Annotated in this window: 17 protein-coding genes; 13 read left to right on the top strand and 4 right to left on the bottom strand. The window is 38.3% G+C overall.

The window, feature by feature from the left end:
- Nucleotides 1-137 precede the first annotated feature (137 nt).
- Nucleotides 138-938, top strand: a complete 801-nt coding sequence (locus NBX03_RS13935; protein ID WP_250228383.1) for a hypothetical protein — start codon at nucleotides 138-140, stop codon at nucleotides 936-938.
- Between the two features lie 11 nt (nucleotides 939-949).
- Entirely contained in the window at nucleotides 950-1,336 is a 387-nt protein-coding gene (locus NBX03_RS13930; protein WP_250228382.1) for a hypothetical protein, read from the top strand.
- A 95-nt stretch (nucleotides 1,337-1,431) separates the two neighbouring features.
- On the opposite strand, the gene NBX03_RS16230 is transcribed toward NBX03_RS13930, so the two are convergent.
- Complete coding sequence (locus NBX03_RS16230) at nucleotides 1,432-1,710, bottom strand: DUF6809 family protein (RefSeq protein WP_408628544.1); 279 nt, start codon at nucleotides 1,708-1,710, stop codon at nucleotides 1,432-1,434.
- Here NBX03_RS16230 and NBX03_RS13925 point away from each other — a divergent pair.
- The 7 genes from NBX03_RS13925 to NBX03_RS13895 all read left to right on the top strand — a co-directional run bounded on the left by NBX03_RS13925 (nucleotide 1,701) and on the right by NBX03_RS13895 (nucleotide 5,281).
- Entirely contained in the window at nucleotides 1,701-2,258 is a 558-nt protein-coding gene (locus tag NBX03_RS13925; RefSeq protein ID WP_250228381.1) for a hypothetical protein, read from the top strand. The genes NBX03_RS16230 and NBX03_RS13925 overlap by 10 nt on opposite strands.
- 125 nt (nucleotides 2,259-2,383) lie before the next feature.
- The gene (locus tag NBX03_RS13920) at nucleotides 2,384-2,848 is read left to right on the top strand and encodes a polymorphic toxin type 50 domain-containing protein (RefSeq protein WP_250228380.1); all 465 of its coding nucleotides are present in this window, start codon (nucleotides 2,384-2,386) and stop codon (nucleotides 2,846-2,848) included.
- A 15-nt stretch (nucleotides 2,849-2,863) separates the two neighbouring features.
- On the top strand, nucleotides 2,864-3,169 hold the full coding sequence (locus NBX03_RS13915; protein WP_250228379.1) for a hypothetical protein: 306 nt from the start codon (nucleotides 2,864-2,866) through the stop codon (nucleotides 3,167-3,169).
- Between the two features lie 253 nt (nucleotides 3,170-3,422).
- Nucleotides 3,423-3,860 carry a hypothetical protein gene (locus tag NBX03_RS13910; RefSeq protein WP_250228378.1) on the top strand — a complete coding sequence of 146 codons (438 nt, stop codon included), beginning with the start codon at nucleotides 3,423-3,425 and terminating at the stop codon, nucleotides 3,858-3,860.
- Nucleotides 3,861-3,872: 12 nt separating this feature from the next.
- Nucleotides 3,873-4,268, top strand: coding sequence for a hypothetical protein (locus NBX03_RS13905; protein ID WP_250228377.1), 396 nt, complete (start codon nucleotides 3,873-3,875; stop codon nucleotides 4,266-4,268).
- A 186-nt stretch (nucleotides 4,269-4,454) separates the two neighbouring features.
- The gene (locus NBX03_RS13900; RefSeq protein ID WP_250228376.1) at nucleotides 4,455-4,652 is read left to right on the top strand and encodes a hypothetical protein; all 198 of its coding nucleotides are present in this window, start codon (nucleotides 4,455-4,457) and stop codon (nucleotides 4,650-4,652) included.
- A gap of 281 nt (nucleotides 4,653-4,933) precedes the next feature.
- Complete coding sequence (locus NBX03_RS13895; protein WP_250228375.1) at nucleotides 4,934-5,281, top strand: DUF7674 family protein; 348 nt, start codon at nucleotides 4,934-4,936, stop codon at nucleotides 5,279-5,281.
- 56 nt (nucleotides 5,282-5,337) lie between these two features.
- Here the strand turns inward: NBX03_RS13895 and NBX03_RS16225 are convergent, their stop codons facing one another.
- Entirely contained in the window at nucleotides 5,338-5,616 is a 279-nt protein-coding gene (locus tag NBX03_RS16225) for a DUF6809 family protein (RefSeq protein WP_408628543.1), read from the bottom strand.
- On the opposite strand from NBX03_RS16225, the gene NBX03_RS13890 reads away from it, so the two are divergent.
- On the top strand, nucleotides 5,607-5,810 hold the full coding sequence (locus tag NBX03_RS13890) for a hypothetical protein (RefSeq protein WP_250228374.1): 204 nt from the start codon (nucleotides 5,607-5,609) through the stop codon (nucleotides 5,808-5,810). The genes NBX03_RS16225 and NBX03_RS13890 overlap by 10 nt on opposite strands.
- A gap of 8 nt (nucleotides 5,811-5,818) precedes the next feature.
- Nucleotides 5,819-6,001: a hypothetical protein gene (locus NBX03_RS13885; protein WP_250228373.1), complete on the top strand. Its 183-nt coding sequence runs from the start codon at nucleotides 5,819-5,821 to the stop codon at nucleotides 5,999-6,001.
- 1,101 nt (nucleotides 6,002-7,102) lie between these two features.
- On the opposite strand, the gene NBX03_RS13880 is transcribed toward NBX03_RS13885, so the two are convergent.
- Both NBX03_RS13880 and NBX03_RS13875 read right to left on the bottom strand, forming a co-directional pair.
- On the bottom strand, nucleotides 7,103-8,401 hold the full coding sequence (locus tag NBX03_RS13880; protein ID WP_250228372.1) for a PucR family transcriptional regulator: 1,299 nt from the start codon (nucleotides 8,399-8,401) through the stop codon (nucleotides 7,103-7,105).
- Nucleotides 8,402-8,461: 60 nt separating this feature from the next.
- Entirely contained in the window at nucleotides 8,462-8,620 is a 159-nt protein-coding gene (locus NBX03_RS13875; protein WP_250228371.1) for a hypothetical protein, read from the bottom strand.
- A 145-nt stretch (nucleotides 8,621-8,765) separates the two neighbouring features.
- Between NBX03_RS13875 and NBX03_RS13870 the strand changes: the two genes are divergently transcribed.
- Together NBX03_RS13870 and NBX03_RS13865 are read left to right on the top strand one after the other, a co-directional pair.
- Complete coding sequence (locus NBX03_RS13870) at nucleotides 8,766-9,986, top strand: MFS transporter (protein ID WP_250228370.1); 1,221 nt, start codon at nucleotides 8,766-8,768, stop codon at nucleotides 9,984-9,986.
- 1,074 nt (nucleotides 9,987-11,060) lie between these two features.
- On the top strand, nucleotides 11,061-12,302 hold the full coding sequence (locus NBX03_RS13865) for an MFS transporter (protein WP_250228369.1): 1,242 nt from the start codon (nucleotides 11,061-11,063) through the stop codon (nucleotides 12,300-12,302).
- The last annotated feature ends 26 nt before the right edge of the window (nucleotides 12,303-12,328 follow it).

Below are 12,328 nucleotides of genomic sequence, written 5' to 3'. Positions count from 1 at the left end.
TGAAAAAGCTTGAAACAATTCTTTTTCTGTGTCATTCAAGGAGTGAGTAATTTTTCTTCTATTTCGAACATAATCTTGATGTCTTTGCCTCGGGAAAACTCTACAGAAGATATGCAGACAAGCTTATAGTGGAGCAGATGTTTGAGAAAGAGCCCCTTACGGATGCGGCAGTTCAGAAAATGGACTTTCTTTTGAACTATGATATGTTTAAAATACTGCCTGATATAGAGGAGAGGCTTGCTGTATACGATATATTAGAATCCCATGACGAATGGAGCAAAGTAAATTTCGGACCCTACGAAAAGAAGCTGAGCAGTAAGGATAAAGGATGGATTATCGCCGCCTATAATACAATCCGAATGGGAACTTCCGTAGGAGATATTATTACAGGCCTAACGGTGGAAGGCTTATCAAGCGTTACAAATTACTTTGCGGCAAAAAGCAGCAATGCATTCAATGCTCTTCAAAAAATGGAAGAAGTCGATAAATATTTTAAAGAAGAATTCCTTCAAGGCACTGAATATGGCAAAGAGATAAAAGAGTTCTATGTAAGTAATAATAAGGCCCTGGAAGGGGCGAATGCAATTGGGATTAGAGATGGTAAAGGCACTGAGGGCACGGGGAACGTAAAATGGACGGGCAAGGACTTTAACAGTATAGGAAAAAATGCTAAACCAAACGAATTAATCAATAGTCTTGAAAACTCCGGATGGACAAAAACAGTTGAAGCAGGCGGAGGCAAAAGTGGGCCTGCAACAATTCTTACTGACCCAGCAACCGGAACAAAAGTAAGAATCCATGCAACTCCAGGGGAGGGTACTCCGTATTTTAGAGTTCAAAACAAAGGTGGCGGCTATTTAGATAATAACGGATTATTCCCAAGCAATGCTACTAAACAAGAATTAAGAGATTTAACCCATTTTTATTTCGGACAATAAGAGGTGATAGTTTGATACTTACAAAGGATTTTGACGTTTTTAATAGCAATTTTGATTTTACAGATAGTATTGTGAACAGTATTAATTGGGATTCTAATATGCTAGATTTACTGGTTGCAGTTGATTATTATTGGGATACTCAAGATGGCAGAAATAAGAACAGAGAGTTAACAATACGCTTTAAAAACTGTAGAGAAGCAGCATTTAATATGCCCCAAGTTTTTAGTGACATACCAAAAATCGAGCTACAATCATACGTTTTTAGCTGGTACACAATCACACATTGTTTAGCTAAGAGCAATAATGGATTATTTGAAGTTAGCATAAAAACAATCGATGATAATCCTAGGTGGTTAACTGTAAAATGTGAAGAGGTATGGGTAGAAGGTGAAGAATAGCCTAAACTCTACATTTATCATATGTTAGACTTGTTGCTGTTTAGCTATTTATTCAACACAAAAAGCCTAGGTTTCGTAGGCTTTTTGTGTTCTTCCTAAAATTGCTTCTCCAGGACTTTGACGGAAATCCGCATTCCCAAACAGAATCCGTCCACAAAACCGTCAGCTACAGCAACCCGGTTCATATTTCCGTGGGCATTTGAAAAAGTCTGAAATAATTCTTTCTCTGTGTCATTCAAGAGAGTGAGTAATTTTTCCTCTATTCCGAACACAATTTTGATGTCTTTACTATATTCTGAATCTGATGAATGGTTTTTCGTTTGGATTGATGTTGCCGTAGTATAAATCTTTAAGAAAGGGGGCTTTGGTTTCACAGGATAAAAACAGCAAGGTCAAAGAACCTCTTCTAAGCAAAAAAGAACTTATAAGTTTTCTTAAAGAGATGCTTTCGGCAGAAGACTTATTCTTCTTCTATAATCCTACGAAAACCTATATAAGCAAAGAAGAAATAAGAAAGGAATTAAAAAAAGCCCCCGAATATACGGAAGAACTCTACAGAAGATATGCAGACAAGCTTATAGTGGAGCAGATGTTTGAGAAAGAGCCCCTTACGGATGCGGCAGTTCAGAAAATGGACTTTCTTTTGAACTATGATATGTTTAAAATACTGCCTGATATAGAGGAGAGGCTTGCTGTATACGATATATTAGAATCCCATGACGAATGGAGCAAAGTAAATTTCGGACCCTACGAAAAGAAGCTGAGCAGTAAGGATAAAGGATGGGTTATCGCCACCTATAATACAATCCGAATGGGAACTTCCGTAGGAGATATTATTACAGGCCTAACGGTGGAAGGCTTATCAAGCGTTACGAACCATAGCAAAACAATGCATTGGTGGAACAAAAACCGTATATTTTGAATGGCTTAAAATAGTGATTCTATATTTTAAGACGTTTATGAAAAATAGGTTTTTGTTACTACCTTAATCTTGTTTTACTAAACTTTGCGGCAAAAAGCAGCAATGCATTCAATGCTCTTCAAAAAATGGAAGAAGTCGATAAATATTTTAAAGAAGAATTTCTTCAAGGCGCTGAATATGGCAAAGAGATAAAAGAGTTCTATGTAAGTAATAATAAGGCCCTGGAAGCGGCGAATGCAATCGGGATTAGAGATGGTAAAGGCACTGAGGGCGCGGGGAGTAAGGCAAATCCAAACGGTATTAAAGTCAATAAAGGGCAACAAGACAAACATATACCCGGAACAAATAATTATAATCAAGAAGTTGCCAAAGGAAAACCTAGAAGTATATTATCAGAAAATCCACAACAATTACTTGATGATTATGCGGGAACAGGGCAACTAGTCGGGGCTACTAAAGAACGCATAGATTTTGGAAAGATGATAGGTCAATATTATGATGAAGCCACCGGAACTTACACAGATACAACGAAAGGTATAATACACTATGATAGCAAGGGTCAGGCTCATATTGTTCCGGCAAGGCCATAAATGGAGGTTAAAGACATGGACGAACTAATAAAAGCTATAAATAAGTACCCAAATGGGACAAAGCTTATTATCAAATGGCAAAATAATTTAGAAATAGAGGGTGAAATTGATACAATTTTTGAAACAGACAATGGATTGGATATGGATGATGATGATTACCAAGAATTTTATTCTTGCGTATTTGGTGTATCAAATATATTAGGTTCTCCATCCGAGAGGCTAGATTTTGAAGTTGGTAGTTTGATTGAGATATCTATGCAAAATCCACCATTAGAAATTAAATTGTATGATGGTGGTGTAATTTGGAGAGAAGCTAATTAGGCTATAATACAATCCGAATGGGAACTTCCGTAGGAGATATTATTACAGGCCTAACGGTGGAAGGCTTATCAAGCGTTACGAACCATAGCAAAACAATGCATTGGTGGAACAAAAACCGTATATTTTGAATGGCTTAAAATAGTGATTCTATATTTTAAGACGTTTATGAAAAATAGGTTTTTGTTACTACCTTAATCTTGTTTTACTAAACTTTGCGGCAAAAAGCAGCAATGCATTCAATGCTCTTCAAAAAATGGAAGAAGTCGATAAATATTTTAAAGAAGAATTTCTTCAAGGCGCTCAACATAGCAAAGAGATAAAAGAGTTCTATGTAAGTAATAATAAGGCTCTGGAAGCGGCGAATGCAATTGGGATTAGAGATGGTAAGGGGCCTGAGGGTTCGAGGAAGGTAAAAAGTATAGACGATATAATTGCAGGTGCGAAGGATACTACTAATAATGCCGGAGTTGCACGTAATTATGAAAAAACTGGAGGATTTGAAAAAACATTAGAAGATTTTGAATCATTAGGCCCATCTAATGTGAAGGATATACAAACTCAGTATGGCTCCGGTAAAGTTGGGACATTAAGTGATGGGACAAAAGTTGTAGCCAGACCTGGAAGTAAAACTGGAGGTTCAACTTTAGAAATTAAAGTTTCTAATAAAAAAATATATAAAATAAGGTATTAAGGAGATACATAGATGGAAAAATGGCAAGAAGTTTTTAAAGACAAAATACCTAAAGCTAAATATCAGGTATTACTAGAAAATGGAGAAGAAAAAGGATTACTAATTAACCTCATTTCTCCCGAATTTAAGATACAGCTTGATTTTGGTGTGGTTTCAGTTTTTAGAATGTTAGATGAGGGAATAGCACTTAATAATTTATTTAAAGATGAGGCTATTAAAGACTTTAAAGCGTTGGGATTTACGAATGTTATTTATCAGATAACAAGTGGAGAGTTTGATAATTTTGTTGAACAAATATGCGGTAACTTATATGAGTATCTAGAATTAAAGCATTATGTGATAATTTCAAATAATTATGTTATCGAGATTATTACAGAATGGGAACCTGAAATTAAGTATTTCCAATAGTAAATATACTGTTGGAAACAAATTTGCAGGCCAACTTTCTCTGGCTATAGAACATGCTTTTCTATAGATTTATAAACAGCCAAAAGCTCGACTACTATGTAGTCGGGCTTTTGATGAGTCCATAAGACTAATCGTTTTTTTGCATAACTTCAATTACAAGACTTATTAAGCGTTACGAACTACTTTGTGGCAAAAAGCAGCAATGCATTCAATGCTCTTCAAAAAATGGAAGAAGTCGATAAATATTTTAAAGAAGAATTCCTTCAAGGCGCTGAATATGGCAAAGAGATAAAAGAGTTCTATGTAAGTAATAATAAGGCCCTGGAAACGGCGAATGCAATCGGGATTAGAGATGGTAAAGGCACTAGGGCACGGGGAGTATAAGAGATAAGCTGTTAAACTCAGCACAAAATGACAAACTAAAGAATGCCATTAATGAAATTTATAGACCAGGTGCTACAACAGGAGATGGCGGATTAGCAGATGCTGTACGACATGAACTATCTACAGGTGAATTGGTTGGAGGCAAATCACATATACGCAAAGCGATGGAAAGAGTGAGCAATCTTGAAAATATTATCAATAAACAACCTCTCAATCAAAGTGATTTGGATATTGCCACTAAGCTTTTAAATGATTTAAAAAATGCATTAGGAGGAAATTAATTGAAAAGCGATGATCTTAACAAAAAATTAATAGAACATTTGCCAAAACTTCGTGAAAGATATGATGACGAGATTAGCTGGCAAGAGGGTGATAGTACGGGTTCTCATACTGTATTTGGTGATGTCCTTACGCCTTATCTAGTAGAGTGCATTTTACAAAATGATAGACAAGAAATAACTAATATTTTCAACTTTATTGAAGATTTACTATGTCTCAATGACAAATACGTTGACGAAGTAATATCGCTGAGTGTTTTTGAAAGCACAGCATATCTCTTCAAAGAAAGGACTTATTTGACAGAATTACTTGGTAAACGTTCAAAAAAGATTATAGAGGAAGTTTCATAAATATTTCCAATTATAAAGTGCAATTTGTAAACAAGGGCGATTGCGCTGTATTTACCTTAATTATGTTTTCCCATGACTTCAATAGTAATTCTCATTGCCAAACAGAAACCATCCACCAAGCTATCAGCTATGGCAATTCGGCTCATGTTGCCGCGAGCATCTGAAAAAGTTTGAAATAATTCTTTCTCTGTGTCATTCAAGAGAGCGAGTAATTTTCCCTCTATTCCGAACACAATTTTGATGTCTTTACTATATTCTGAATCTGATGAATGGTTTTTCGTTTGGATTGATGTTGCCGTAGTATAAATCTTTAAGAAAGGGGGCTTTGGTTTCACAGGATAAAAACAGCAAGGTCAAAGAACCTCTTCTAAGCAAAAAAGACCTTATAAATTTTCTTAAAGAGATGCTTTCGGCGGAAGACTTATTCTTTTTCTATAATCCTACGGAAACCTATATAAGCAAAGAAGAAATAAGAAAGGAACTAAAAGAAGCTCCTAAATATACAGAAGATATGCAGATAAGCTTATAGTGGAGTAGATGTTTGAGAAAGAGCCCTTTACGGATGCGGCAGTTCAGAAAATGGACTTTCTTTTGAACTATGATATGTTTAAAATACTGCCTGATATAGAAGGAGAGGCTTGCTGTATACGATATTTTAGAATCTCACAGGGAATCGAGCAAAGTAAATTTCGGACCCTACGAAAAGAAGCTGAGCAGTAAGGATAAAGGCATTTTGACAAACATAATGGTAATTTTAGTTCTTATCATGACAATTTAAATGGTGCAAAATACTTTTCAGAAAAACCTGTGGCTTTAACTACTAAACTATTTATTTCTAACGATGGACATACTTCAAATACAATATAGTAACAAATGAATTTGGAATAATAAGAAAGCTTATGTAGGAGAGTTACTGAATATGGAAAAGAATAGAAAATAATCCATAATGATATTGGCCCTGCTACGCCAAGGCTGACACTCATCATATCTACAAGCCCTTGATAGGGGCAGCAATTCTGTCGCGGACAAAAATTGTTTCAGTAGCTATGCCCAGAAAAGCAGGCTGATTACAGTAGCGGAAGCATGCGTGAAATAAGGCCGATAACTTGAACTTTGTGATAGCGGGAGTTAATAAGCTCCTTTTTTCTAAAGCTTGAATAAAAAAAGCTTGTGGCGGAGCCTACTACAGAGCCTATGGTAGAAACAGGAAGGAAATAACAACAAACAAGCAGACTGTTTAGGTAAGACCTTGGGAAATTTCATTACATTGAGTCCTTACCAGCTTGATAATACCTAGGATAAATTAAGAATAGTTATGCAAATGGAAACATGAATCAGGTATTCAGTAATAAGATACTGTTTTTCACGCCTTACCATTTAGAGGAAGCGGCCGCCTTGGAATAGGCAGAATCATGCTTCGGTGCAAGATACGTTAATGGTTTCGGCATATTTAAAAGGAACTCGTATTTTTATCTAATTAGAATCTAATTTTTTATTTCTTTAAAGTTACTCTGCTGTGATTTTAATCCAAAAACCATCTGCTAAAAGCAGATGGTTTTTGGATTAAAATGCTAATATAAAAAATCCCGATAAAAAATAAAATTCATTTCTTCTCCCTATTAAAGAGAACATGTTTTTCAAAGCTATTTTTGAATTGTCTGATGAAGCATCTATATATAGCTAAAAAATCTGAAAGCATAGCTTTTCTCTTATTCATGCCGCCTAAAAGAGTCATAAAAGTAAACTGATTATATACCTGCATGTATTAAGCCTTCCGTATTAAAAGCTTATGTACAGCTATTAAATGGATGATTTAATATGCTACAACAATACACATGAAAATAAAATGTGCATGCGCAGATTTGTATCGTTAAAGTCAATCTTTGCAATTTCTGATATGCGTTCCAGCCTGTAGACCAAAGTATTCCTATGGATATTCAAAGCCTTTGCGGCCTTTACCAGGCTGCGCTCTTCCTGCAAATAGGCCAGAAGGCTTATAACAAATGGGCTTCCGTGCAAATCGTCATGCTCCTGAATACGCAAAACGGCCTCATTGCACAAAGCTCTCAGCGGCATAATCCCGGATAATTCACCCAAAAGGTGAGAAAGCATACAGTCCCTGTAATAACGGTAGGGTGATTCTGTATTACAAAGCTTGCCGGAATTTAGGGCAATGCCTGCCAGGAGATAGTGTTCGTGCAGCATGGAAAAGTCTTGAAAAGCAAGGCTTATTCCGCAGAGCGCACCGTCTCTTATAAGGCTTATTTCCATTGTCTCAATTTCTTTCAATATAGCTTCTTCCTTGCCGGAGATATTTAAAATGATATTTACAATATCCTCCTGCAGAAAGCTCAGACTATCTTTAAAGAAAGAGGCGTAATATTTTTTGTTGTAACCGTCTATTCCTTCCATGAAATTCTGATAAGGCAATTTGACCCGCAGAACCAGATATTTGTCGTTCTTTTTCCAACCGATATTTTTAAGCCGCGCATCCATAATCTGAAGGTCAACCTGTTGACCATACAGCAATCCCGAAATATAGGCTACAGTCTGGGAGCGCTTATAGGATTTAGGTCCGCAATATTTAAGAAGGGCAGGGGTAAGACGTTCTGCAATATGGTCTGCAAGTCCCAGAAGCTGGGGAGAGATATAGGTTTTAGAGCCGCTGACAGTGAGTATGGCGAAACGTTCTTTTTCGCTGAAGCAGTTAACGGCAATAGACCTTGCGAAGTCTTTACCCACGTCTATAAATACGGCCTTCTCCGATTTATAAAGAGCCTGCATCTGCTGCCTGCTTTTTAACCTGTTGGATATGATAGTGCTTGCCATTCCTGTCGATGAAATTTCTTTCCAAACAAGATCGTTTTCGGCGTAGGGACAGTTATTGCTGCTTTCAATAAGGGCCAAATCAGCATCAAAAGCTCTTACGGGATTTTGGAAAAAGTCGGCGGCATGGTTTAACAGCACTTGAAGGGGCTGCTCCGAAAGGAGCGCCTTTGTTAAAGCTTCGTCCAGATTGTTATACATCACGAAAATGTCTCTTAAGCGGGAATATAGACTGTTCAAATCCGTATAGTCGAGAACCAGCGCTTCATGCGCCTGTGAAGAAAGCCGTTCCACGGCAAGCTCACCGCCGCCCACGCAAATTATTTTACCCGGGAAGCGGGACTGGTCCGAGAGTCATGTCCATTCCGACAAATAGCAGAACCTAGTATCCTCGGCTGTTTTTTCATTCCACAGGCGAATATCCTGGCAATTCAGCATCTGCTTTGATTTTCCGCAAGAAACCGGTTTCAAATCATCTAAATAATATGAAAGGATAGATAAGTTAAGATTCATTTCCAATCCCTCGCTTTCTTATGCATGTGATGAGAACTGTACTTGAGTGCATAAAGGCAGTAACGCAAATTGGTACTGACCATCTGATTACATATGTACATGTAAAGTGTAAAATATAGATGTGGGAAAAGTTAAGGAGGAAAATATGTCCGAAGAGCGTACTTCAAGCCGCTATCCATACGTTATTATTGCATGTGCGTTTTTATTGAATTTTGCAACTATGTATCCTATGTACCAGCTGTCTTCTCAGACGTATAAACTGATGCCGTCTTTAAATATCAGCCCGGCGCAGTTTTCAATTCTCTTTTCGTCAGCCATGATTCCAGGAATCCTTTTTTCCCTGACTTCGGGCGTTCTGTGCGACAAGCTGGGTGTTAAAGTTTGTGTGACAGCGGCAGGTTTAATTTCTCTTTTGGCTGTTATAGGCCGAATATTTGCCAATAATTTTGCTGCGCTTTTTATATGCATGTTTCTGTCCGGTTTGGTTTGCTCATTTCTTAATTCAAATGTTGCAAAGATTATAGGAAATTGGTTCCCACCAGGAAAAATAGGTACAGGAGTAGGTATAGTGCTGTCCGGCGCCAGTGCGTCTATGGCCCTTGCCGTAGGCACAACCGCCATGTTCGCTTCCGTATCAGGAGCATTTATTTTTGCAGCTGTTTTAAATGGGGCAGCAATGATTATCTGGATTGCTTTTATGAAAGAGAGCCCTGAAAATACAGGTCCCCTTCCAGTCATTTCATTATCCGGCCCCCCGATGAAGAAAAATCTCACAACAGTAATAAAAAACCGATATATCTGGATTGCCGGGCTAACCTCAGGGTTGATTACCGCTTCCACCATGTGTGTAAATACTTTTCTGCCTCAGGCCTTGCAGAGTGTAAAAGGCATGGACGCAGTTGCGGCAGGAGCCGTAAGTTCCGTTATTATGATTGGAAGCTTTGCAGGCTCGGTATTAGGGCCGGTTATCTGTATTAAAACAGGCAGAATGGAAACATTTTTCTGGACATTCAGTGTACTGACGGGAATAGGTACCGCATTTGCCTGGCGGGCACCGGAAGGGATTGCCCTTATTATAAGCCTGTTTCTTACGGGATTTGTATCCAGCGGGCTAAACTCCCAGCTGGTTGCCGTCCCCGTCATGCTAAAAGAAATAGGGCCGGAAAATGCCGGTGTGGCCGGCGGCTTTTCAGCAATGATAAGGCTGCTTTTGGCTGTTGTGCTTCCCTCTTATATTATTTCGCCCCTTACGGGAGATAATTATACTTTGCTTTATATTTTAGGAGGAATATTGTCTTTATGCGCAGGCGTTCTTACTTTGGCTTTTCCTAAATTGCCTGTGGGCGAAAAGGAAGCCAAGTCATAAACAGTTGTTTCTATCTCTGTTGAATATGAAACAGGGATGCTGTCAATTTACTTTAACTCTATTTTAAACTTTATAAAGCCCTATGCTTATGGCGGGATTATATATTAGAACTTACTATGCGGCTTATACCATAAGTGTAGTACACATGGATACATTTTGCTTTGCAAAATATATTCATGAATAAAATCAGGCTTTACTTGATTTTCATGGGATATATAGTAATTGAGGGCGCTATTCATACATTTCTCTTTGTGAAATGTATTCATGACTAAAACTAATCGAAGCCTAGTTTTTATGGGATATATGGTAATTGAGGGTCCTATTCATACATTTCCCTTTATGAAATGTATTCATGACTAAAACTAATCGAAGCCTAGTTTTTATGGGATATATGGTAATTGAGGGTCCTATTCATACATTTCCCTTTATGAAATGTATTCATGACTAAAACTAATCGAAGCCTAGTTTTTATGGGATATATGGTAATTGAGGGTCCTATTCATACATTTCCCTTTGTGAGATGTATTCATGAATAAAATCAAGCTTTGCTTGATTTTATTCACATTATACCATGATGAAATGTTTATTGACAATAGGAGGGATAAGAGGACGGCTGTAAAGAAGTCCAAAATACATAAAAAATCAAGAATACAGTAGTGCTTAATTTGCAATGATGAAGCTGATTTTCAACCGGCGTTATTTCTGTGTAAAACAGAAATAGCCCTTTTGGGTTATAATCTCAGGATTATCCTCTAATTTTTCACGGCAATACAACCTCGTTAGATGTACAGCGTATCCATACAGGCAGTTTGCAATTTATGGGCGGAATATGCATCGGTTTTTGACCTGAAGATACTGCCTAAGGCATGAATTCAGGATTTAAACTTTGGTTTATACCGCCGTAATTAAAAACACCACAAATTTATCATATAAGGAGGGGCGTTTTATACTAGGGGCGTTTATTTATAAGCCCCGCAGAAAGAAGGAGCAGGGTTTTATTTTTAAAATTTTTTGGTATGCGCTGTTTGCTGGCATGAGGTTTTATAATGAAAAAATTACTGTAGGAGGTTGTGTATGGTCAAAAAATTGCATTACGCATGGGTTGTAACTTTAGGAAGCTTTCTGCTTTATTTCAGTGTTGGATTGGTGAGGTTTGTATATCCTTACTTAGTTCCGACAATGGAAGAGACTTTGGGCATTTCCCATACGGTTATGGCCACTATTTTGTCGTTCTATTTCTGGGCTGATGCTATTATGCGCATTATCTGGGGTGTGCTTTCCGATAAAATCGGTGCAAGGGTTACCTCGGTTATCGGATGCGCGATTTTAGCCTCCGGCGTATTTATTATGTCCTTAGGCCGAAGTGTTTTCATGCTTACCCTTGGTTTCGGCATAGCAGGCGTGGGCGCTGCTGCGCTGTTTGTTCTTCCTACCCAGATTCTATCAAACTGGTTTGGAAGGGCAAAACGCGGTACCGCTATGGGATTTGCCCAGCTGGGAACTTCCATTGTAACCCTTTCTGCCGGCCTCATTATTCCGGTTATTTTGCTTAAGTTCCCCTATTATTCGGTTTTCCGTGTAGAGTCAATAGCATTGGCTGCTATTACAATTCTGCTTTTCCTTATAATACGGAATAAGCCTATCGATATGAATACGGAGCCCTATGCTGCAACGCCGGAAGAACTGGCGGCGGTACAGGCTCAAGCCGCCAAAAAGACCAATCCATGGACAAAGGAGAGCCTTAAGCAGGTAGTAGGCCAAAAGTCCTTTTATCTTATATTGGCCGCCTATTTCTTATTTGGTTTTTCAAATACAGGTTTTATAACATTCAGAATGGGATATTTGCAGGAAATGGGCTGGGAGCCCGTACAGCTTGGGCGCCTTATTTCTATAAGCAGTTTTGCCGCCCTTCTCAGTCCGCCTCTTTTCGGAATGCTGGGAGATAAGATTGAAAAACGCAAGGCCTACGCCCTCGGTATGGTGCTTTTGTCTATAGGAATGCTTGTTCTTCTTACCAGTGCCCGTTCAACCGTCGGATTAATGATAGGCTTGCTGTTTATTGCTATATCCAGTGCCGGCCCCGTAGTTCTCAATTCTTCTATTTTGCCGGAATATTTCCCTATATCCCTTTTAGGCACAAGCTTTGGCCTTATAGGCGGCTTCTTCAGTATCGCCTCGGCTATAAGCCCTATTGTTGGCGGTATGATTGCCGACGCCACAGGAAATTTAAGCGGCGTAGTAATAATGAGCATTGCCGCATCGTTACTTGGTGCGCTCTGTATCCAAATGTTGAAAAAAAGCAAGCCGGAAAAATAACGGACTTGCGGGAGAAAAGGAGGAAG

Origin of the sequence: Anaeropeptidivorans aminofermentans (assembly GCF_940670685.1) — a bacterium.
GTDB classification, from domain to species: Bacteria; Bacillota; Clostridia; order Lachnospirales; family UBA5962; genus Anaeropeptidivorans; species Anaeropeptidivorans aminofermentans.
Note: the sequence above shows the minus strand (reverse complement) of the source record. Positions and strands in the feature narration are given on the sequence as shown.